Source organism: Kocuria rhizosphaericola (assembly GCF_044462205.1).
Taxonomy (GTDB): Bacteria; Actinomycetota; Actinomycetes; order Actinomycetales; family Micrococcaceae; genus Kocuria; species Kocuria rhizosphaericola.
This window is the reverse complement of the sequence record NZ_JBISWK010000145.1, coordinates 1-22,755: the sequence shown is the minus strand read 5'-3', so window position 1 is coordinate 22,755 and position 22,755 is coordinate 1. Positions and strand designations below refer to the sequence as shown.

Annotated in this window: 19 protein-coding genes and 1 pseudogene; 12 read left to right on the top strand and 8 right to left on the bottom strand. The window is 60.4% G+C overall.

The window, feature by feature from the left end; translation table 11 throughout:
• A partial coding sequence (locus ACH9D2_RS14930; RefSeq protein WP_396361526.1) for an exopolysaccharide biosynthesis polyprenyl glycosylphosphotransferase occupies positions 1–834 on the top strand: 834 nt, incomplete at its 5' end.
• Between the two features lie 244 nt (positions 835–1,078).
• Here the strand turns inward: ACH9D2_RS14930 and ACH9D2_RS14925 are convergent.
• Both ACH9D2_RS14925 and ACH9D2_RS14920 read right to left on the bottom strand, forming a co-directional pair.
• Positions 1,079–2,248 (bottom strand): acyltransferase family protein, encoded by a 1,170-nt coding sequence (locus tag ACH9D2_RS14925; protein ID WP_396363598.1) that lies wholly within the window; start codon positions 2,246–2,248, stop codon positions 1,079–1,081.
• Positions 2,249–3,128: 880 nt separating this feature from the next.
• Positions 3,129–3,383, bottom strand: a complete 255-nt coding sequence (locus ACH9D2_RS14920) for a hypothetical protein (RefSeq protein ID WP_396363597.1) — start codon at positions 3,381–3,383, stop codon at positions 3,129–3,131.
• Positions 3,384–3,448: 65 nt separating this feature from the next.
• On the opposite strand from ACH9D2_RS14920, the pseudogene ACH9D2_RS14915 reads away from it, so the two are divergent.
• The 8 genes and pseudogenes from ACH9D2_RS14915 to ACH9D2_RS14880 all read left to right on the top strand — a co-directional run.
• Positions 3,449–3,562: pseudogene (locus ACH9D2_RS14915) on the top strand (sugar transferase); the annotation flags it as partial.
• A 203-nt stretch (positions 3,563–3,765) separates the two neighbouring features.
• A complete protein-coding gene (locus tag ACH9D2_RS14910) occupies positions 3,766–4,194 on the top strand; it encodes a hypothetical protein (RefSeq protein ID WP_396363596.1) in 429 nt (142 codons plus the stop codon).
• 647 nt (positions 4,195–4,841) lie between these two features.
• On the top strand, positions 4,842–5,303 hold the full coding sequence (locus tag ACH9D2_RS14905; RefSeq protein WP_396363595.1) for a hypothetical protein: 462 nt from the start codon (positions 4,842–4,844) through the stop codon (positions 5,301–5,303).
• A 303-nt stretch (positions 5,304–5,606) separates the two neighbouring features.
• Complete coding sequence (locus ACH9D2_RS14900; RefSeq protein ID WP_396363594.1) at positions 5,607–7,142, top strand: exopolysaccharide biosynthesis polyprenyl glycosylphosphotransferase; 1,536 nt, start codon at positions 5,607–5,609, stop codon at positions 7,140–7,142.
• Positions 7,143–7,327: 185 nt separating this feature from the next.
• Positions 7,328–8,335, top strand: a complete 1,008-nt coding sequence (locus ACH9D2_RS14895; RefSeq protein ID WP_396363593.1) for a hypothetical protein — start codon at positions 7,328–7,330, stop codon at positions 8,333–8,335.
• A 9-nt stretch (positions 8,336–8,344) separates the two neighbouring features.
• Complete coding sequence (locus tag ACH9D2_RS14890; RefSeq protein ID WP_396363592.1) at positions 8,345–9,526, top strand: lipopolysaccharide biosynthesis protein; 1,182 nt, start codon at positions 8,345–8,347, stop codon at positions 9,524–9,526.
• Between the two features lie 23 nt (positions 9,527–9,549).
• Positions 9,550–10,566: a glycosyltransferase gene (locus ACH9D2_RS14885; RefSeq protein WP_396363591.1), complete on the top strand. Its 1,017-nt coding sequence runs from the start codon at positions 9,550–9,552 to the stop codon at positions 10,564–10,566.
• A 1,111-nt stretch (positions 10,567–11,677) separates the two neighbouring features.
• Positions 11,678–12,928 carry an IS256 family transposase gene (locus tag ACH9D2_RS14880; protein WP_396363590.1) on the top strand — a complete coding sequence of 417 codons (1,251 nt, stop codon included), beginning with the start codon at positions 11,678–11,680 and terminating at the stop codon, positions 12,926–12,928.
• Positions 12,929–13,163: 235 nt separating this feature from the next.
• Here ACH9D2_RS14880 and ACH9D2_RS14875 read toward each other — a convergent pair whose 3' ends face one another.
• From ACH9D2_RS14875 to ACH9D2_RS14850, 6 genes are all read right to left on the bottom strand, one after another.
• On the bottom strand, positions 13,164–13,469 hold the full coding sequence (locus ACH9D2_RS14875; RefSeq protein WP_396363589.1) for a transcriptional regulator: 306 nt from the start codon (positions 13,467–13,469) through the stop codon (positions 13,164–13,166).
• A 543-nt stretch (positions 13,470–14,012) separates the two neighbouring features.
• Positions 14,013–14,925 (bottom strand): IS5 family transposase gene (locus ACH9D2_RS14870; protein WP_396363599.1). Its coding sequence is split into 2 segments (ribosomal slippage): positions 14,013–14,552 and positions 14,554–14,925, totalling 912 coding nucleotides; the frame shifts between segments, so codons are not numbered across the junction.
• 389 nt (positions 14,926–15,314) lie between these two features.
• Positions 15,315–16,592 carry an O-antigen ligase family protein gene (locus ACH9D2_RS14865; RefSeq protein WP_396363588.1) on the bottom strand — a complete coding sequence of 426 codons (1,278 nt, stop codon included), beginning with the start codon at positions 16,590–16,592 and terminating at the stop codon, positions 15,315–15,317.
• Between the two features lie 119 nt (positions 16,593–16,711).
• Positions 16,712–17,824, bottom strand: coding sequence for a glycosyltransferase (locus ACH9D2_RS14860; RefSeq protein WP_396363587.1), 1,113 nt, complete (start codon positions 17,822–17,824; stop codon positions 16,712–16,714).
• Positions 17,821–18,978 (bottom strand): glycosyltransferase, encoded by a 1,158-nt coding sequence (locus tag ACH9D2_RS14855; protein WP_396363586.1) that lies wholly within the window; start codon positions 18,976–18,978, stop codon positions 17,821–17,823. Before ACH9D2_RS14855 ends, ACH9D2_RS14860 begins: the two co-directional genes overlap by 4 nt.
• A complete protein-coding gene (locus ACH9D2_RS14850; RefSeq protein WP_396363585.1) occupies positions 18,975–19,577 on the bottom strand; it encodes an acetyltransferase in 603 nt (200 codons plus the stop codon). The genes ACH9D2_RS14855 and ACH9D2_RS14850 overlap by 4 nt, the downstream gene beginning before the upstream one ends.
• 187 nt (positions 19,578–19,764) lie before the next feature.
• On the opposite strand from ACH9D2_RS14850, the gene ACH9D2_RS14845 reads away from it, so the two are divergent.
• The 3 genes from ACH9D2_RS14845 to ACH9D2_RS14835 form a co-directional block, all read left to right on the top strand.
• Positions 19,765–20,988, top strand: a complete 1,224-nt coding sequence (locus ACH9D2_RS14845) for a glycosyltransferase (protein WP_396363584.1) — start codon at positions 19,765–19,767, stop codon at positions 20,986–20,988.
• Positions 20,989–21,067: 79 nt separating this feature from the next.
• The gene (gmd, locus tag ACH9D2_RS14840) at positions 21,068–22,099 is read left to right on the top strand and encodes a GDP-mannose 4,6-dehydratase (RefSeq protein ID WP_396363583.1); all 1,032 of its coding nucleotides are present in this window, start codon (positions 21,068–21,070) and stop codon (positions 22,097–22,099) included.
• 14 nt (positions 22,100–22,113) lie between these two features.
• Positions 22,114–22,755: NAD-dependent epimerase/dehydratase family protein (locus ACH9D2_RS14835; protein ID WP_396363302.1), on the top strand; the 642-nt coding region annotated here is incomplete at its 3' end.

Genomic DNA, 22,755 nt, shown 5'->3' with positions numbered 1-22,755 from the left:
GTGGAGGGGATCGTGGCCGCGTGCCGCGCCCATCGGATCGAGACCCTGGTGATGGCCGCGAGCGCGCCGCTGAGCTCGGAGGAGGTCCGCCACCTGAGCTGGTACCTGGCCGATGAGCGCATCCGGCTGGTCCTCGACACCGGGCTCACCGACATCGCCGGGCCGCGCATCCACACCCAGCAGCTGGCCGGGCTGCCGCTGATCCACGTTTCCACCCCGCGGCTGAGCCGGTCGCGGCTGCTGCTCAAGCGCCTCGTCGACCTCACCGGCGCGATCACCGCGCTGGTGATCCTCTCCCCCGTCATGCTCGTGCTCGCGGCGATCGTCAAGGCCCACGACGGCGGGCCCGTGCTCTTCGCCCAGGAGCGGACCGGGCTCGACGGCTCCCGCTTCAGGATGCTGAAGTTCCGCTCCATGTACACCGACGCCGAGGAGCGCAAGGCCGAGCTGATGGCCGCCAACGACGCCAAGGGCGGCGTCCTGTTCTTCATGGCCAACGACCCCCGGGTCACCACACCCGGCCGGTGGATGCGCAAGTACAGCCTCGACGAGCTCCCGCAGTTCCTCAACGTCCTCAAGGGCGAGATGTCCCTGGTGGGCCCGCGCCCGCCCCTGCCCTCCGAGGTGGCCCAGTACGAGGAGCACGTCCACCGCCGGCTGCGCGTGAAACCCGGCATCACCGGCCTGTGGCAGGTCTCGGGCCGGGACGACCTGGACTGGGAGCAGGCCGTGCGCCTGGACCTCTACTACGTGGAGAACTGGTCACCGGTCCAGGACTTCGTGATCCTCCTGCGCACCGTCAAGGCCGTGGTCGCCAAGGAAGGCGCGCACTAGCTAGCCAGTGGGCGGCGAGCAGCGCGACCAGGATCTTGTTTCCGGCCCCGTACCCGCTGCAATGTCGATCCCGCGTCTACCCTTTCCGCCACGGACCGCACTCCTCGGGCGCATCACCCTGGGCCATGCCGCACCGGCAGAGGTCGACGACGCCTTCCACCTCTGGGCGGCCGTCCGGTGACCGGGAAACGACCGAGGCACGTGGCGCGGCCCGTCCGGCATGGATGCTGCCCTTGGATGCGGTCTACTTCACGATCCAAGCGGGGGCGCGGAACAGCACGCCGAGGCGACATGCGATCAGCAGGCGTTCGATCAGGACACAGGTGGAGACGATCAGCACCGTGGTTGCGACAGGATAGATGAGCGCCAGGGCCGTGCTGTCAGCGACAACCGTGCGCATACTCCGAAGAGGGCCGTCCGCCAGAATCGACAGCGCGATGATGAGCACGGGATGAAGGACGTAGATGCCCAGTGTTCTTGTTCCCACCCACCGGCCGGCGCGAGCACACCACCGGAACCGCACGAGCATTGCGGTGATCCCGAAGCTTGCGCCGACGAACGCCAGGGCACGGAACAGGTGCAGTGTCTCGTTCAGAGCAGCCGGAATGCCGAGGTGGAACACGACAGTCAACAAGGGGACCGCTACGAGACCCACACCGGCCATGGCGTACTTGTGCGTACCCACGAGTCGGAAGATCAGGTCCTTGGCGTGGACGCCGATCGCGAAGTACACCGCCAGACGGATCACTTTGAGCCCGAGGGGCTCTGTTCCGTCGGCCAACAGCCCGATAGCAACATTGATGACAGCCAGCACGCCGATGATGAGCAGGGGCGGTGCCATACGCACCAGGCTGAGCGCGGGCACGTACACGGCCAGTGCGTAGATGAACCACAGGGTCGTGTCGGGCACGATCAACTGGAGCGCCACGGGGAGGTCCCCCTGCAGGTGGCCCGTAGGACTGTAGCTGCCCAGGAACGATCCCACCACGGCATAGATGAGCAGCCACACAAGATAGAGGTAGTAGTTGCTGACAACGGACCGACGAGTCTTTCCGTGGCCAAAACCGTGACGAATCTTGCTCGTTGCCAACATCCCGGAAAGAACGAGGAGCAACGGCATCCTGAGGGCACCGAGATCGTCGCTGATCTCCTCCCAGGCGGCCCCAGCTATGCTTCCCCCCGATACGCCCATGGTGGCGAAGTGCCAGATGTAGAGGTGATAGGCAACAACTGCAATGACGCAGCAGGCGCGAGCGGTGTCGACCCACTCCAAGCGGGCGGACGTTTGTCGTCCGGACGACGGCGCCCGTCGGCCGGTCCCAGACACGGCGTGCGAGGCATCGGTCGCCGTGGCAGGGGCGGAAACACCCGATCGCGGAGCTTCCGTCGAGTGCACGGCTTTCTTCTCTTCCACCAGTGTCTGCTCGTCGTTGGGCTCACCGATGGACGTGAATTCCCGCGGACGTGCCTGATCGGTGGCGCAGACGACAGGCGATGCGATGTGCAGAACCCTCGGAGGGTCCAGCCGACACGCTTGCCGCGCGCGCCACCATCGCGGGTGGCGCCGGGACCCTCTCACCTGGGCCGCATGAGGACGTCCATGCTGGGACCATGTTCACGGTCAACGCGTGCCCTAGATGAAGAGTCGAGGTTCATTGGTCGAGTGTAGACAGCCGAGGTCGGTCCCTTCGGTGTATGTCGTTGATGGTCGAGCGAGCTGCCAGCCCCGGGCCGTCGGCCCCTGAAGGTCGCTGGGACTCGCCAGCCCTGCGCGCAGCAGGTGCGCCGTCGGTCGACACGTCGACGGCCGCGACCCAGGCGTGGCCCGGTCTGCTGCACAACCGATGAGCGTGCGGAACATGGACGGCAACATGCCAGCCAGCGATTGCCTGGACCACTGCTCTGTCCGGCATGCGCGGCCGACGCATATGTCAGGAGCCGGAAGCAACGCTGTGCTCATCGCTGCGGCGGACGCCGCGCCGCCCGTTCCCCATGTCCGGCAGCGCAGCACGACAGACGTCGGCGAGAGCGTCAGGGTGGACACGCTGCCCCCGCTCAGGGCGCTGTAGCAGGTCAGGGTTCCTAAGCGTTGCTCCACGATGGCCCTGCACAGGGCCAGTTCGACGCCCAGCCCCGGGGCGGTGCTCTTCCTGGCAACGGCGCTGCGGTAGAACTTCCCGAAGACCTTCCCCGCCCTCTTCCGGAGACATGCCGTGACCGTGGTCGATCAATTGCACGTGGGCGGAGTCGCCCAGCTGGGTGCCGATCACGAAAACGGCCCTGTCGGCCGGGGACTATTTCACGGCGTTGGCGACGAGGTTGTCCAGCACCTGGCCCATGCGCACGGGGTCGTCGTCCAGCAGCAGGCTCAGCAGCCGGTCGGCAATGCGTTCGGTCGCTTCTAGCCCACTGTCCGCGGAAGTGGGCAGCCGTTCCCGCCGGTCGGCGACGACCAGCAGCCGGAGCAGCTGCGCATCCTTGGCCTCGGCGCTGTTGACCAGGATCTGCGCCCTGGTGCCGATGACCAGCTTCACCGGCGGGATCAGCAACGGGTCACGGAGAAGGTAACGGGGCGAGGAGGAGCAAATGCACCACCACGACGGCCTGGACTGGGCAGCAGGCCGTACGCCTGGACCTCTACTACGTGGAGAACCAGTCCCCGGTGCAGGACTTCGTGATCCTGCTGCGCACGGTCAAGGCCGTGGTCGCCAAGCAGGACGCGCACTGAATGCGGGCCTCAGGCCTGAAGGCCGGGGCCGCCCCTCTTCCCCACGATGAAGACGGCTCAAACTAACCGACGAACCGATCGATCCGCATACGTCACAGTAGTTCCGTCCCGTGACGTACCCGGTGCCGGATCTTTACCGCACCCCCAAAACAGGCTCTGACTAGCGGCGTAGTCTCGATCTTGTCTACTCATCGGGGGGAAGAATGAAAAATCTGCGCGGGAGGATCGCCGCCGCCATGATGGCTGGCGCGCTCATGACCGGAGCCTTCGTGGCACCGACTTCGGCATCGGCAGGCGTTTCGGAGTACAGGTCCGGCGATGCCGCGGCCAGTCTCCAGATTGCTGAGAAAAAGCCTGACAAGAAATACAAGAAGCACGACCAGTACATCCAGGTCAGCCACTGGAAGTACGACCACAAGTACAAGCAGTGGCACCGCGTGGAGTACTACAAGCACAGCCACCACAACTGGGCCGCGAAGTACGCCGCCGACAAGTGCGACGTCAAGTACAACTGGGCTCACAAGAAGGCCCAGTACGTCGAGAAGCACGATGTGAAGCACTGGTCCGAGGTGTGCAAGTACAAGAAGCACAACACCTGGTACCAGGTCCGGTACGCCGACAACAGGCACTGATCGGTCGGTCGCACCCGGGAAATGCCCCGTCGAAATACTGGCGGGGCATTTCGACGCGCCGTTCACCCAGGCGACGCAGGAAATCCCAACCGGCAGGATGACGCCTCAGGTACATCGACCTCACCGGCGCGGTCACCGCCCTGGCGGACCTCCACCACGGAGAGAACTGGTCCCCGGTCCAGGACTTCGTGATCCGGCCGCGCACGGTCAAGTCCGCGGTGGGCAGGAAGGGCGAGCACTGACGGTCGCCGGCAGCCCCTGCCTCCGCCCGGTTGCGCCGACCCCTCCCCCACGCCGCCACGAGCAGGAGGAAGAGGGCGACGACGAGCGATCCCAGGAACCCCAACTCGGCGGAGCACAGTGCCGCGGCCAGCAGCAGCGCCACGGCGACGGAGGCGACCTGGGTGGCCTCAGCCCGGGGCTTGTACAGTCCGCTGGCGTGACCCCTGTCACACCGTGGAGGTGCGCGCTGGACAATGGTCCACACGAAAGCACTTCCTGCATAGGGAGTGGGGCGCGACAATAGACTTTTGTCCGGTCCGATGGGGACCATGTGGGGACAGAAATCCGCCCCCACTAGGGCCGTCGCGTGGATACGATCAATGCACCCACCGATCCGTACCCCTCGACGGACAAGCGAGAATCCGATGCGTACATCCCCCCTTTCCACCGACGTCCAGCGCTACCTCGAGTCCTGCTCCCCTGCGGGCCTCACCCTCCTGGACCTCGACATTGTCGAGGACGTCGCCGAAATCACCCTGGCCTTCACCCCCGAGGCCCTCGACCGCGTGCTGCGCACCCAGCTGCGTACCGCCGGCACCCCGAGCGACTGGGACTGCCCGAAGGCGTCCATGGAGGTCGGCACCCCCACCTGGGCGTACGCCCTGGAACTGGCCGGTCTCTTCAACGAGCACTACTTCGGCCACGTGGTTCTCGAGCGCCACGAGGCCGCCCTGGGGCAGATCCTCGCCGCCCATGGCCACGAGGGCACCCCCATCGTGATCCGCCCGGCCTACGCCCCCGGCTGCCTGGCGCTGAACCTCCGCCGGCTCAAGGCCGAACACCTCCGCAGCACCGGCCACACTGCGTTAGAGGCCCGCGCCGCCTGAACCACAGGCACACCGACGCCACGGTCCCCTGGTTGGGGGACACGAAACAGCACCGTCAGCGTCCGGGCGAACTTCCCCGTCCGACGACGTGATCCGCGTCACCACTAGGCACAACGCCGTTCCGCGAGTTTCCGGCTCGCATAAGTGCAGGTGCAAACACCTTTCGTCATACAGCCGTTCTCATCGATTTGCGCCACTAAACTGGTGACAAGTGCAATGCAGTGCGCGGTCCACCGCCTCCCCCTCGGGCTGGGAAGGGGCACCCCAGGTGGCCGCGTGCTTTTTCGGGGAGGGAGCACCAGCATGCTCAAGGTCAACGAGATCAGCCGAGCGGACGTCCGCCGGCGTCCGCAGCTCAACGCCGCAAGAACCACCGCTCAAGACTCCGCGACCCGTTCCGGCTGGAGGTCCTCCTACCTGACCCGCCTGCGCTGGGCGGACGGCCTGGCGCTGGTGATCACCCTCATCGGCACTCAGCTGCTCCGGTTCCAGTTGGAGAACGCCGGGCTGAACCTCGGACCCCTGTCGGTCCCGTACTGGATCGTCGGCGTCGCCCTGGCACTGGTCTGGTGGATGCACCTGGGCGCCCGCGGCGCCCGGGACGTCCGGCTCATCGGCCACGGGCTCGAGGAGACCCGGCAGGTGGTGCACTCGAGCCTCATTCTGTTCGGCGCCATCGCGATCATCTCGTTCGGTTTCGACCTCCCCACGGCCCGCAGCTATGTCCTGTTGGCCCTCCCCCTCGGGCTGGCACTGCTGATCCTCGGGCGCTTCCTCGTGCGAGACCGGCTGGTCAAGGCCCGATACAGGGGCGAGGCGCTGTCGAAGACCATGGTGGTGGGCCGGCTGGCCGGCACGTGCGACCTCATCAAGTCCCTGCGCCAGCACCCGACCTCCGGGCTCGACGCGGCCGCCGTGTACGTCCCCGAGACCCGCAAGCCGGTCCCCGCGGAGCTGCAGCGAATGAGCCTCCCGCCCAACGCGCTCCCCCCGGGTGCGCGCCCCACCGTGGAGGGCATTCTCGATGCCTGCCACGAACGCGGCATCGAAACCGTGGTGCTGTCCTCCAACGTCCCCCTGGGCACCCGAGAGATCCGCCACCTCAGCTGGCAGCTCGCCGACGCCCACATCCGCCTGGTCATGGACACGGGGCTCACCGACATCGCCGGCCCCCGCATTCACATGCAGCAGGTGGCCGGCCTCCCCCTCATTCACGTGGCCACTCCCAAGCTGAGCCGCAGTCGCGCCATGACCAAGCGACTCATGGACATCCTCGGCTCCGGCGCCGCCCTGCTGATCCTCGCCCCTGCCCTACTCGCCCTGACGCTGATCGTCAAGGGGCACGACAAGGGCCCGGCCTTCTTCGCCCAGGAGCGCATCGGCCAGGACGGCAGCCGCTTCAGAATGCTGAAGTTCCGCAGCATGCGCACCGACGCCGAGCAGGTTCTCCAGGGCCTCAAAAAGCAGAACGAGGGCGCCGGCCTGCTGTTCAAGATGAAGGACGACCCCCGCGTCACCGGCCCCGGCAAGTGGATGCGCCGCTACAGCCTCGACGAGCTCCCCCAGTTCCTCAACGTCCTCAAGGGCGAGATGTCCCTGGTGGGCCCGCGCCCCCCGCTGCCGGCGGAGGTGGAGCAGTACGAGGACTACGTCCACCGCCGGCTGCGCGTGAAGCCCGGCATCACCGGCCTTTGGCAGGTCTCGGGCCGGTCCAACCTCGACTGGGAGCAGTCGGTGCGGTTGGACCTCTACTACGTGGAGAACTGGTCACCGATCCAGGACATTCTAATTTTGGGACGCACCTTTAAAGCCGTAGTTGCACGAGAAGGTGCATATTAAAAAACGGAGTATGGAAATGCCCACGAATGTCGGGCCGGAGCTAATCCAGTGGCAACCTCAGGCATGCCAGGCGCGAAATCGCCTTTCAATAAGACAGAAATGAGCAAAATTTGAAGTCAGCAACTTCGAGAATTGGCATATACGCCCCCAACGCGAATGGGCATAGATTCAAGTATGTTCAAGACTTGATCTCGAAAGCTCACCTCAGAAACTACGAGATTGCCCTAATAACCACAACCGAGGCCCTCAATCACCCGAATTACGATCTACATCTCGCACATTTAGAGCAACAGTTTACTACACACTTAATTCCCAACGCTGATGTCAAGACAATCTCAAGATTAACTCAAAGCCTGAGAACAGACATAATGGTGTTGCCTGACGGCGATGCCTTCGTGTGGAAGGAAGCCTGGAAGCTCCGACAGAAAAGGCACGGTTCTGTTTCTGCAGTGGTGATGAGGCCCAATAGCTCTGGTAAAGGATCAATAAAACCATTCATTATAGAATTGATTAAGCGCCTCTTACTGACGCTGGCTAATATGCAGCCTGACGTGATAGCAGTTCCCCTAAAAAGCTCGTTATGGACATCCCAGAACAACCAGATCGGAGTCCCCGACCCTGTAAGTTTCCACCCGGATCGACACGCCCCGAGCATGATCGAAACGGCGATCGCCTCAAATCCCGATAGGAAATGGCTGGGTATCTTAGGTGCGCTAAGTGCTCGAAAGAACATTGACCTTGTACTTCGCTCGGCCCGAATCGTTGATCGCTCCGATTTCGGCATCGTGCTCGCTGGGCACATGGAACCAGCAGTTGCGGAAAAAATTCAAGACAAATTGTACGAAACACGCAAAAAAGGCATTGAAATTATTGTTTGTAACACGTTCCTAACCGATGGTGAGTTGGATGCAATTCTGCAAAAACTTCACTGTGTCGTTCTTGCTCATTCCAACGAAGGTCCAAGTGGCATCCTCGGGAAAGCCGTCGAGGCAGGCACCTTTATTTTGGCAGCGGGAGCTAAGTCGCTCCGTGAAGATTGTCGGCTGCTTCCAGAATCCAGCCACTGGTCTCCACTAAATGAACAAGACCTCGCAGACGCCATTGATGTCGCGCTGACTTATCCGACCCCGATTCCAAAACAATTGAACACCGGGGCAATCTTTTCAGAATCACTACTTCAACAAAAGGGTTAGGAAGAGAGCTTGCTAAAGCACTCTCTTTTCATCGCGCTGTCATCGGCCACGGCACAAGCTATCGTGGCCCTTTTGTATATAGCCGTGGCGCGGCAGTCTGGTCCTGCTGACCTTGGCGGCGTTGTCGCAGCTATCGCCGCAGCAACTTTTATAGCCGGCGCTTTTGACTTTGGTACAAACAACTTGTGGGTCCGCGAGGTTGCCGCTGGGAAAATGCCGTATGCGGAACTATCTACGCGAATATCTTACAAAATATTATACATTTTTTTAGTGGCAGCACTACTGGTAGCTGGTGCTGTCGCATTTTTGCCCAGGACTGATTACTATGCTACCGGAATATTAGCCTTTTCCATGGCATTCTATCAGTCCATGCTAGTTCCTTTGAAAGCCGCAGCCGCTGGCGGCCTACTTGCAGTAGTCATGTTGCTCGAAAGAGTAGTCGCGGCTATTTGCTTTGCAGCCTTCTGGTTCACTGGATTCGAAGCCCCCTCAGCACTTGTCTACTCATTGGCTTTAGGATCCGTGATTGCAGGTGCAGTCTCATTCATAATTTCAGCTGCTAGACATCACCCGCCGTCCATGTTCACCGGCCTTATATGGCCCTGGAAAGGCTCGCTTTCGTACGGCGTCGGTGGACTTACGCTGTCTGCTCAAACGCTCGATGCAACACTACTCTATGCTGTGGCTGGTCCTACGGCTACCGGCGTATACGGTGCTGTGAATCGTTGGACACAACCTCTGGGAGTTTTTGCTAACGCCTTTGCCACAGCCGGAATTCCACATGTGGCTAAGAGTCAGTCCTTACGTGCGTCTTACCCAACTTTGCGCCGTGCATGGTGGCTACTGGCCATAGCAGCTAGCATGTGCCTTCTTGTAGCTATTCTCTCACCGCTTGTTGTGACCATATTGCTTGGTGAGGATTTCAGGGACTCAGCTAATGTGTTAACCATACTGGCACTAGGGACAATCCCCGCGTTGGCCAATCAGCCACTATATGTTTTTATGCAAGCCATGAAACTCGATCGGAGCGCGGCTATGGCGGTCATGGCCAGCGTCGGACTGCAGCTGAGCCTATGCGCGATGCTAGGTTTTCAGTATGGAGCGGTTGGGGCTGCTCTTGCCCTTGCGGTGTCGCAAAGCACCTTACTGGCCACCTTTGCGTTTATACTAATTCGTCGTCGTGACGTATAGAGCAATACAATATTGAATTGAGTATGATGAAGATCTTACAAGTTTTACTCAGTCCCCGCATTGGCGGTGCCGAAAGTTTAGCCATGGGCCTAGAAAAGCAGTGGGCAAACATGGGAGTGCAATCTTCGATTACCTATCTCGATTCTTCTGATGAACAGAAGTCAAGTAGGCTCCAGCGCATCCGGCACCTCCGTTCTGAGTTTCGCCGATATAGTCCAGATATAGTACTGAGTCATTCAGCAATCCCAAATGCGTACTGCCGGGCTTTCTTGCCGCGAACGGCGACGGTAATTCCCGTACTTCACAACTCCGCTGATGATTACAAATCACGCACACTTAGGTATGCTGAGCACTACTCGTTGCGAGGGAGAACAACGCCCATAGTCGCGGTTAGTGAAGTGGCGAAAAACACTTACAGCAAGTGGTTTGGCTTTGACGTTGATCTGCCGATTATTCGCAACGGTGTTGATGATCCTGGTTTTGCGCCACCGAGGACTTTACGGCCGACTGAAGTCGTTACTCTCGCGCGAGTAACACCTGCAAAAAACCCTGAACTTTGGGTGAATGTTGTCGAGTTTTTTCGGTCTAATTCAGATTTAGTGAACTTCGATTGGATTGGACCTATAGAGAATAATCCCCAAATGAAAGCGGCGGTTTCGCGAGTTGCCCCTTGGGAAAATTCTTGCGCTTTTAAGGGATCTATTCCTAATGGCGCTTCGAGACTTAAGAAGTACCACCTATACTTTCATCCTGCGGACAAAGAGGCCTTGGGTATTTCCGTTGTAGAAGCCATCATGACTGGCCTGCCTGTAATTTGCAGTAAATCGGTAGCTTCCGTTGTAGGAGGTGACTTGGTTGCCGAAACGTTCGAACCAGGAAACTCAGAGAGCGCACACGACGCCATTACTAGGGCACTGAACAATTTTTCGTTTCATATTGCTGCTTCACAAGCCCGTAGAGATTCTGCATTGCAGCAATTTGGTATTCACGCCTGCGCTATGGCTTATATTGACTTGTTTAAGTCCATCGCGCCTAGATGATTTGACATGCACATACTAACCGTATCTCGCCAGATTCGGCAGTGAAGGGATTGATGCTCGGATGGCGGCGCTGAGACGCCGAAGTGCCAGGGCGATTAGCGCTTATATTCGTGACTTGTCTTTACTCATTTTCCGGTCGCGGAAAACCTGGGACTCAGTGCTGTTCGGCAGGCTCCGGAGAGCGGTGAGGTAGCACCTGTGCAAGAGCTGGCGGTTGAAGCGGCGAGGACGGCGGATCTTGCCGCTGATGCGATAAGGGTCGCGTGGGATAGCGGCGAGCTGAGTGACACAGGCGAGCCGCCCAACGCTGTCGAATCTCTCAAGGTTGCCCCCCTCCCGCGCTGGCCAGCAAGGTCGCGACCAGTACGAGCCCGAAGTCGGGCATACACAACAGGGCCTCAGCGCTCTCTTGGCTCTTCCATTTTGAGCGTCTCGCCCCGGCAGAAGGGAGCTCCTAGCCCTGCGAGCATAGATGTTGTCAAGACATCAATGCGAAGTTGTTGATGTATGGGTTCAGGTCATCTTTGACGAGGCGTAGTAGCGGCAGGGTTACAGGTCCCGCTGCCGATGGGCGTTGAATTGCCGGTTCCGTTTGGCGTCCGTTCGGTCGTGGTGGGAAAGCCCGGTCTGGCCGTCGAGCACGCGGAAGTTGTGGTCTTCGACGACCCCGGTGACGATCGTCCCGGTCGGGGTACGTTCGACGCGGAATCGTTGCCCGCGACTATGGCCACCCCATCGGTTGGCATGCGCCGCTGCACGCTCTGCGGTCCGGCAGGCGGCCGCGGTGGCAGCGCGGTCGACGCGTGCCAGGTCTGGGTCAGGCGGCGCAGGTAGGTGACCGGCAGCGGTTCGGCAGAGTCTTGATCGAATGACCGTCGGCGATGGCTTGGAGGGCGCAGTGGGACTTATCCCGGGAAGGGCCGCGTAGCACGACCGGGCCTGGTCCCGCGCATTGCCAACCGCTAGAGGTCGACGGAGGTCAGTTGAGAGAAGTTGAGTCAGGCAGGGTGGTGTACGGGTAGCCCGGTGAGCGCGTCGTCATAGACGGAGGCGGTCACCGCGTGATCCTTCGAGTGAACCTTCCACAGCACTCTCGAAGAGGACCATCACGATGACCGCTCCTTCCAGTATCGACCCTGCCCAGTTCCTGCACGAGCACCTCGCTCAGGCCTCTCCGGACCTGCTGCGCGAGATGCTCACGACCTTCGTGAACACGCTGCTCTCGGCCGAGGCCGACACGGTGTGTGGGGCCGCCTACGGGGCCTCATCCCCGGAGCGGGTGAATCAGCGCAACGGCTACCGCCACCGCGACTTCGACACCCGCGCCGGCACGATCGACGTGGCGATCCCGAAGCTGCGGGCCGGCACCTACTTCCCGGGATGGCTGCTCGAGCGCCGCCGCCGGGCCGAGGCGGCCCTGACCTCGGTGGTGGCCACCTGCTACCTGCTGGGGGTCTCGACCCGTCGGATGGACAAGCTCGTGCAGTCGCTGGGCATCACCGGGCTGTCGAGGTCGCAGGTCTCGACCATGGCCACCGACCTCGACGAGCACGTCGAGTCCTTCCGCACCCGCCCCTTGGATGCCGGCCCCTACACGTTCGTGGCCGCTGACGCGCTGGTGATGAAGGTCCGCGAGGGCGGTCGGGTGGTGAAGGTCGCGGTCATGGTCGCCACCGGCGTCAACGCCGACGGGCACCGGGAGATCCTCGGCGTGCAGGTGGCCGCGGCCGAATCCGGTGCTGGGTGGCTGGGCTTCTTCCGTGACCTCGTGGCCCGTAGATTGAGCGGCGTGCGCCTGGTGACCAGTGATGCCCACGCCGGGCTGGTGGAGGCGATCGGGGCGACCCTGCCCGGGGCGGCCTGGCAGCGGTGCCGGACCCACTACGCGGCCAACCTCATGGCGACCACCCCCAAGAGCAGTTGGCCGGCGGTGAAGGCGATGCTGCATTCGGTCTACGACCAGCCCGACGCCGCCTCGGTGCAGGCGCAGTTCGACAAGCTCCTCGACACCACGCAGGCCCAGCTCCCGGCCGTGCACGCCCACTTGGACGAGGCCAGGGCCGACATCCTGGCCTTCACCACCTTTCCCAAGGGCCTGTGGCGCCAGATCTGGTCCAATAACCCCAACGAGCGGCTCAACCGTGAGATCCGTCGGCGCACCGACGTGGTCGGGATCTTCCCGGACCGGACCTCCCTGATTCGCCTGGTCGGGGCCGTGCTGGCCGAGCAGCACGACGAGTGGGCCGAAGGCCGCCGCTACCTCGGACTCGAGGTGATGAACCGCTCCAGGCTCAACCTCGTCGACACCACCGACACCGCAGAGGAGGACACCACCACCGCCCTCGGCGCCCTCAGCGCCTGACCACCCAAGGATCACGCCGATCCTGTACACCACTCAAAAAGACTTGACCTTGAGAGACGACAGTCTTGAGGAACTCTGCCTCGATCAAGACATGGACGCTGCTCAGATCTGCCCACAGGGTCACGGTGCGTCCCGTAAAAGCCTTGCCCAGCAACATCAGCCGTGCGCCGACTAGGGCGTGTCTCACTAATATATGGTGAGGCTCGCGGCAGGTGCCCAACCCGGGCTCGAGTGCTCAATCCACCTCTGGCAGGATTTGACGCAAGGCGAGGACGTGGGCGCCGAATGCCTTGCGACCCTTTGACGTCAGTGATAGCCAGGCGACACGGCGCGCATCTTCGCGATCTAATGAGCCAGCTTTCATCACGTTGACATAGCCGGCATCAGTCAACACCTTCACCTGCTTCGACAGATGCGCGTCCGTGACGCCCACAGTGTCCCGCACAACCGAGAAGGCAACGGACTCCGCGGCGTTCAGTAGCCCACAGATTCGCAACCGCAGTGGGGAGTGTATGAGGTCGTCGAACTTGGCCTCAGCCACGGGCGACTGCCTTCACACACGCGCGGAAGACGAGGCCTGCCCCCCAGGTGCCTACAACCCCGGCCAAGAGAGCCGGAATGAAAACTAGCCATGAGTGACCGGTCGACACAAGGACCAGAGCCACGGAGAGCATGAGAAGAGTCCACATGAGTAGTCCCGCGACAGCGGCCCCTCCGACACTCCCCATCCTCCGAAACCGAACACCCGTCTCCTTCTGCACGAGGTGACCGACGATCAGCAAGGTGATGAGCGGAAAGAGATAGGTGTCTGTGGGCTGGTAGGAACCGCCAGGATTTGTCCATGCAGCATCACCCACGAACCAGGCCAGGGCGAGGCCCACGGCCGCCATAAGTCCCCATGGGACGGGGAGTCGGGAGGCCATCTGCGCACGGTCGCTCGCCAGGGCTGCCAGCTGTGACCGGGCGTCATCCGGGTGTAAGTTCGTTCCCATATCGGCAACCATGTCACTGACTTGCCAATATGGCAACTGCGAATCGGCAGGACCTCAGAGGTCAGGTGCTTCCTAGTCAGGCACCGTTTCTCTCACGTCCGGAGCCAGGTGAGGATGGCGCAGAGGGTGACGGCGGCACGGTAGGTGATCGCCAGCTTGTGGTAGCGAGTGGCCAGTCCCCGCCATTGCTTAGTCAGGGCGAAGTACCGCTCGACCACGTTGCGCCCGCGATAGGCCTCCTCATCGAAGGCCGGCGGTCGGCCACCTCGCCGGCCGCGGCGAGTCCGGGTGGCGATCTGGTCGCGCTTCTCCGGGATCACCACTCGGATCCGGCGCCGGCGCAGCTCGGTGCGAATCACCCCGGTGGCGTAGGCGCGGTCCGCGATCACCGCCTCAGGGCGAGCACGGGGCCGGCCGGCCCCGACCCGGGGAACACGAATCTCCGACAACACCTGGTCGAGCACCGCCCCGTCGTTGCGCTGCCCGCCGGTGATGACCGGGGTTGGCGGCCGGCCGCGTCCGCCCTCGACCTGGTGGATCTTGGTGGTCAGCCCTCCGCGGGAACGGCCGATTCCATGCCCGGGCGGTTCAACTTTGTCCAGTGGCTGTTTCTTGTAGTTCGCCCCGGCCCCCTGTGTCCTGGTCCGGGCGGGTGGTGTTGGCGGCGTGTCGGTGGGGCCGGGTGATTGTCGCATCGACCGAGACGGCCCAGTTGATCATCCCGGCCGCGTCGGCCTCGACCAGCACCTGGGCCAGCATCCGGTCCCAGGTGCCGTCCGCGGCGTAGCGGCGGTGCCACTTCCACACCGTCTGCCAGGGGGCAAACTGTTCCCGGGGCAGGTCCCGCCACGGAATCCCGGTCCGGTACCGGTAGGCAATACCCTCCACCACCCGCCGGGGCTCCTCGAACAGGAGGCCACGCAGGCCCTGGTTCGTCGGTAGCGACGACTCAATCCGCGCCCACTGCTCGTCCGTGAATACCCGATACCGCGACCCAGTCGACATCACCCAGCCAGGGTGCCGCCAGCCTCACGACTGATAAGGCAAAAACGCCCTAGAGCACCCGGATACAGTTCTACACGGCGACCTGGAGAGTCAACTGAACTCCTGCCACCACGCTCAAAGTCGAAGATCCTTCTTAACGACTCCGAAGGACAACCCAGACGCCACTCCCGACACGGCAAGCCAGAAAACCATTCTGGTTCACAGTTAATGCGTCAATCGAAAAGAGGCAACAGTAGTCTGAGTAGTACGCCCTTACCGCTGACTATAACGACCGGCCACTCTCAAGATATTGACCCAGTCGAGAACGCGACTACCAAGGGAAAACCAGCTTCTCAGGCTGCCTGGCCCCACCCCAGCGCCAACTTGGGCGTCGGAAACGGAAAGAATGCTCATAGGTCAGCACTGCGAACGCGGTACGCATGCGCAGCATAAGTGCCCTCAACCCGTTGTGTCCTTCTTGCCCGCAATACGCTATAAGTGTGACTTGTCAGCAAGTGGAATACTAGCCCCAAGCCGAACGCAAAACCCTTATCCTCTGTCGGCGCTCCCAAAACCGCGAATACAAGACACATAAACAGAAACGCTGTGCCAATGGCCTGCCCCTCCGAACGCACTCCAGTGACAATGTGAAATCGAATCAGGCTCCATGACAAAAGCACAAAGAACAGAAGAAGGAAAAGAGTGCCTATAATTCCGAACTTGGCAAACAACAACATACCACTATCCAACTGAAAGTCGACAGGCGATCTTCCAGCGACCGGGCTGGCGAAAGCATGACCAAATCCAACACCGAGCAATGGATGATTAGTCCACTCATCAAGTGTAATTTCCAGAGCTCGTGCGCGAATCGAACCTGAAGCATCGGCGGACACACCGCCCTCGAGCACTCTTAATATTGCTTCGACACGCTTCTCGAAAAATCCCTGTGTCGAAACCTGGGAAGCTATAAGCGGAACAGTCAGATAGGCCGTCATGACAACCACCGACAACCCTACCAACAAACGAACAAGGGGTACTCGGTAATGTTTTAACGCACCATACGCTCCGATAAGGCCCAAAACCAATAGAAGTCCCGACCTTGTGCCGGTGACCAATACGGCAATAAGACAAAATGATCCAAAAATCAACCACATTGGAGATAATCGGATCATCCCGTAAACCCCGCCCACCATGATGCCGAGACCAGAAAGAATCATGGAAAACATAAAAATCCGTTCCACGCCCAGTAAGCTCACGCCGCGGGCGGAGAGCCAAAACACCGAAAAACTTACGGCAGCCAACCCCGTGAATAGAACAACAATAACCTTACTGGTTCTTAATGCTACGTCCCGCCCCGCATCTACACCTACCAATGGAGCCATGCAAATTAGAACATAGGTGAAGCTATCTCGAAAAACGCGTACGACCTCCTCTCCTTGAAAAATTGAGATAAAAGCACGAGCGATAACAAATACCGAAAGCACGCCAATGCCCCACATCGCTGGCGCGATCGCTTTCCTAATTCTTGGATCGAGTAACCCTATATTTCGCCAGGAGATATAGGCAAAAAGCACGACAATTGGAAAGTAGGCATACTTCAATGAGGCCGAAATCCCTGCTTCAGCCTGCATAACGAACATGCCAAGCCCCACAAAGCAGATCAAGCGCCACAAAGCATTACTCGACATTTTTCTTCCAATCGCAATGGTGCACCTTCAAAAAGGTGCATTCGCCAACTATCTCAAGCGAAACCTGGTTCCGCATTGCATGTTTGCATGACTCCAGTTACTGCTGGAAAATTGCCGCTTTAGGATGTCAACAACTTGATCACGCCAGCCCTGAAATTACCGACCATGTCATCCAGCGATGGAACGACCCAGTCATCGGTGTTCGTTTTTGGAACACCCTTGCAGTTAAGAATGGTCATAACTTGCCGTGCATAGGCTTCTGGGGAATTTTCAGCCGTTATGCGACTGCTTCCCTCTCGCAGGTACTCCGCCTCGGGTGCATGAAATGGCCAGTCTGTTGTGACGATAGGTACACGGGCTACCAGGGAGTCGACTGCGACTAGACCAATTCGCCCTGGCATGCACAGCAAGCGCGAGCAACGAAGCACCAGCGCCTTTTCCCTTACGTTCAGGTATCCGAGAGGGACAACCTGCCCTCGCCGTACATGCGCATCTAGCTTGCTTTGCTCAACGCCTTTTCCACCAAGAAGTAATTTGATTCGCGAATCCCTGACCCAAAGCTCGTCAAGGGACTGAGCAAGAAAATCTATTCTCTTGCTGTCATCTATTCCACCTATAAATCCAATAGTTCTTCCGAGGTCAAGTCCGTGCAGCCCAGAGTATTCTTCAACTTCAAGCGCGGTAATGCTCTCTAAATTCGCTTTTAATTCATCGGTGCTTATAGAGTTCATCACTGTGGTCACTTTGTTGGGACAAACCCCGGCTGCAAGCGCATAATCATGTCCACCCGGCGTATATGCAAAGATATGGTTGGCCATTTTCATTTGCTGTCGTTCAAATAGGAGATCCACCGCGTTACCCTTGTTGACATAGGGACGGACATGCCCCCATAAGCCAACGCGGGTGCGTCCCAACAGGCTGACACCAAGTGCTTTGTAAACGGGCAGTGATGTACCTTTTAGCCCGATTATGGTCGCATCGGAATCTAGCCAGGTGGCGGGACGAATCGAGACATTAATCGATCGCCCTGCCAGCGTAATCACTTTTTGGTCAATATTGGTCAACCAGTCGGGTGACATGGAGTCACCTCTTGCGGCTTGATCTCCCGCGGGACGCCCCGCAGCTATAACGCACTCTATGTTGTCTTCCTTTAGGCTAGCACGCAATTTTTCGAAGAACGGCACGCGATAGGCGGGAACATAAGGTTGTACAATTGTAACTCTGTTGTTCATATCGCCCCAATCTGACGGTTTCGCTCTTGCACGTATATGTCCAACAGCTCTTTACCTAAAGAATCGAGCGCATAATACTGTCTTGCAACCATCCGGGCATTTCTTCCTATTTCCGCACGCTTTGCAGGGTTGCGCAACAAAAATTCGACCGCTTCGACAAAGCCCTGCTCCGATGAGTCACATACTATGCCGGCTTGTTGTTCATTAATCATTTCTGCGAGGCCACATGATTCAGTGACTATGACGGGTAGTCCTATTGCCATCGCCTCTACAACAGACATGCCAAACGGTTCATTAAGGGATGGAAGCACAAAAATGCTGGCCTTGCGCATTCGTTCTGAAGTTTTGGGAGGCGGTAGAGGGCCCGACCAGCTGGTTGTGTCCTTTAAACCAAGTTGTTCGACCATGGCATTTATTCGTGGCCCTTCACCCTCGTCCGGTCCGATCAAGGTGAACCTTGCATTCGGATAGTATTCCCTTAGACCCTCCGCTGCTTTTACCACCATATGCGGGCGCTTCCTGGCGTGCATTCTGGCCAAAAATATAACTTCTGGCTTATCAGCTGGACCATTCACTTGTTCGACCGCTTGCTCGTCGGGGACTGCGACAGCATTCCGCAACTCTGTCAAACTTTGCCGCCTGGTACCCAATCTTAGTAAATTAGCTTTTTCCTGAGATGTTAGATATAAAACCACTGACGCTTTACTCAGTGTGGGACACGTGGCTATTGCGTCTAGGGGTTTAGAAATTAGTTTACTGCTTGGCTTTACCATGCCGTGTGTTTGAATTATCAAGGGTACGCCCGTGCGGCTGCATAAGAAAGCGGCAGGCAATGTTAGCAAATCCCGAGCCATGTGCACATGGACGACGTCGAAATGCTTGGCCTGTCTCCAAATCCAAAACAGCATGGCGGGCGAGGTTAGACCAGGGAATCCTGAGCCTGGAACCACCTGCAGCTTCTTGAAAAGTTGCACCGGAATGCCATCGAATTCTGGGGGAAGTTTCTCTGAGAATCCACCTGCTGCTGCAATCAGCGTTACGTCGTGACCCGCAGCCCTAAGGATGCGGGCTTGATTTAGGGCCACCCGAAGCGGCCCGCCGTATGAACCATCGGGACTAACATAACTTACAATATGGAGTATTTTCAATGTCAATCTTTTTCAGGATTTGCAGTAAATCGTTTACCTTGAACTGATGGGCGCTCTGATCCGTATATACTATTTTCAGGAACGTCTTCGGAGACTCTCGTTAATGGTTGAATCACAGCCGACCTGCCAATCTTTACACCCCCAGTTAGCACACATCGAGAAGTAATCCATGCCCCATCTTCGACGATGATGGCTTTCGTGATCACACCCATATCACCGCGGAAATTATGGCTGCCTGTAGTAATCAAAGTTTCCTGTGATATTGCAACGTCAGACCCAATGCACACTCTATCCCGATTATGGATCCAAACTCCTTCTCCAATCCATGATCTATCCCCGATTTCCAGGTTCCATGGAAATTTCACCTTCATTCGTGGTCGAAGGATTACATGCTCGCCAATACGAGCACCAAAAAGCCGCAGGGTCTTTGCGCGTAATTTTGAGCTGACCTGCCACCGATTGCTTACAACGAGGATTTCTACAGCGGACCACATGTAGACGACCCATTTGGGTCTTTTCCAGGCTTCGCCCTGCCCCGGAGCTAGAGACAGGTCTATGACAAGTACTTCAGTGTTTTCTTGCCCGTACATGTCCGGGGTGTCCATGGGAACCTCTACGCGTTGGGGGGGGGGGCGACAACGATGGGGAAGCTGCGGGGTGCACTGGGATCCGTGGTACCCGTTCCAATGTTCCCGCATGTATCGTTCGATTTATACCTCATCCTCCTCCCCGAGGCGCCGCTCCCTCTCGGCACCACGGCCCGTGTGACGAAAGCAACTCATGCCCTCACGATTGACGATCATCGGCATCAACTACGCTCCTGAGTCCAGCGGCAACGCTCCGTACACCACTGCCCTTGCCGAAGGGATGGCTGAGTGCGGGTGGGACGTCCGGGTCATCACCGGCTTCCCTCACTACCCCCATTGGCAGGTTTATGACGGCTACGAGGGGCGGACTCTGGAAGAAGGTCACGGTGGGGTTCACGTCCTGCGCCTGCGCCACTACGTGCCCACAAGGCCCAGGCTGCTCAATCGATTGGTCATGGAAATCCACTTCGGTGTCCGCGCGGCCGTGGCGAACTGGGGCCGGCCGGATGTGGTTCTGTTCGTCAATCCCGGGCTGTTCTCTTCGGGCGTCGCATCGCTCCGAGCCAAGCTCGGCCGGCGCCGTCCCGGAACGGCGATCTGGATCCAGGATCTGTACTCCCGAGGATTGGAGGAGGTGCATACCTCGGCGGCCGCACTGGCCCCGGTCATGCTCCAGGTCGAGGGAATGGTCCTTCGTGCTATGGACCGCGTGATCGTCATTCACGACCGGTTCCGTCGCCACGCGGTCAACGAACTCGGTGTGGCACCGGATCGTGCGCTCATCCACCGCAACTGGTCCCACATCACGCCGCAGCACGCGATCGACACCGCGTCGGTGCGTGCCCGTCGAGGCTGGTCGGAGGACGAGGTGGTCGTCCTCCACGCCGGCAACATGGGTGTGAAGCAGTACCTCGAGAACGTGGTGGACGCCGCCCGGCTCGCCGATGAGCGGAACTCCCGTGTCCGGTTCGTTCTGCTCGGTGCGGGCAGCCAGTTGCAGCGGCTCAAGGAGCTGGCCGCCGGCGTGGAGAGCCTGGAGTTCGTCGATCCCCTGCCCGACGAGGAGTACACCGCGGCCTTGGCCGCCGCGGACGTCCTGCTCGTCAACGAGAAGCCCGAGCTCCGGGAGATGTGCGTGCCGAGCAAGCTCACGTCCTACTTCGCCACCGGGCGCCCTGTCCTGGCTGCGGTGGACGATGAGAGCTCGTCCGCCGATGAGATTGAGTCCTCCAGGGCTGGGCGCGTTATTCCCTCCGGCGATCCCGCAGGCCTGCTGCAGGCCGCGGAGGAGCTCGGCGCCGACCGGGCTCTGGCCTCGGAGATCGGCGGGCGCGGTCCCGGATACGTCGCCGAGCACCTCGCCGCGGACGCCGCGATGCGTCGGTGGGACGAGGTGCTTCGATCTTTGACGCAACATGTCCGGCTCTGATCACCAGCTTTGCCGGTTCATTCACTAGCATAAAGCTGTCCCCCCAACGGCCCACGCCTCATCCCCCCGAAGGACGATCATGCACGCCACCCCCAAGAAGGCCTTCATCACGGGCATCACCGGTCAGGACGGTTCCTACCTGGCGGAGCTGCTGCTCGCCAAGGGGTACGAGGTCCACGGCCTGATCCGCCGGGCCTCCACGTTCAACACCCACCGGATCGACCACCTCTACTCGGACCCGCACGAGGCCGATGCGAAGCTGTTCCTGCACTACGGGGATCTGTCCGACGGGTCCCGGCTGGTGACGCTGATGGCGCAGATCCGCCCCGATGAGGTCTACAACCTCGCGGCCCAGTCCCACGTGAAGGTCTCTTTCGAGGAGCCCGAGCACACCGGGGACACCACCGGGCTGGGCACCGTCCGGCTGCTCGAGGCGATGCGCCTGGCCAATGTGGACGCCCGCTACTACCAGGCCTCCACCTCCGAGCTGTACGGGGCGACCCCGCCGCCGCAGCACGAGGACACCCCGTTCTACCCCCGCTCCCCCTACGGGGCGGCGAAGATCTACTCCTACTGGATCACCAAGAACTACCGCGAGGCCTACGACATGTACGCCGTCAACGGGATCCTCTTCAACCACGAGTCCCCCCGCCGCGGCGAGACCTTCGTGACCCGCAAGATCACCCGGGCCGTGGCCGCGATCAAGGCCGGCACCCAGGAGAAGCTCTACATGGGCAACCTGCAGGCCATCCGTGACTGGGGCTACGCCGCCGAGTACGTCGAGGGCATGTGGCGGATGCTCCAGGCCGACGAGCCCGAGGACTTCGTGCTCGCCACCGGGCACCCGTGCACGGTGCGGGAGTTCCTGGAGATCTCCTTCGACCACGCCGGTCTGGACTGGCGCGAGCACGTCGAGTTCGACGAGCGCTACCTGCGCCCCACCGAGGTCGACGCCCTCATCGGCGACCCGGCCAAGGCCAAGGACAAGCTCGGCTGGGAAGCCACCGTCAAGGCCCCCGAGCTGGCCCGCCTCATGGTCGACGCCGACATCGCCCTGCTCCAGAACGACGCCTGGATCGACACCGTCGACCTCGCCTCCTGGGCCAAGTGAGACAGGACGCCACGATGACAGCAGACACCACCGAGAAGCCCGCTGACGCGACGACGTCGTTCACCCCCGGCCCCCTGGATCGCACCGCCCCGTTCTACGTGGCCGGCCACCGCGGCCTGGTCGGCTCCGCGATCTGGCGCAAGCTAAAGGACGAGGGGTTCACCGACCTGATCGGCCGCACCTCCTCCGAGCTGGACCTCAAGGACCGCGACGCAGTCTTCGCCTTCTTCGCCGAGGTCAAGCCCCGCTACGTGGTGCTGGCCGCGGCGAAGGTCGGCGGGATCCTCGCCAACAACACCTACCCGGTCGACTTCCTGTCCGAGAACCTCCGGATCCAGGTCAACGTCCTCGACGCCGCCCTCGAGCACGGGGTGGAGCGGGTGCTGTTCCTCGGCTCCTCCTGCATCTACCCGAAGCTGGCCCCGCAGCCGCTGAAGGAGGAGTACCTCCTCACCGGGCACCTGGAACCCACCAACGACGCCTACGCGATCGCCAAGATCGCCGGCATCCTGCAGATCCAGGCCGTGCGCCGCCAGTACGGGCTGCCCTGGATCTCGGCCATGCCCACCAACCTCTACGGGCCCGGGGACAACTTCTCCCCCACCGGCTCCCACGTGCTGCCGGCCATGATCCGCCGCTACGAGGAAGCCCGCCTG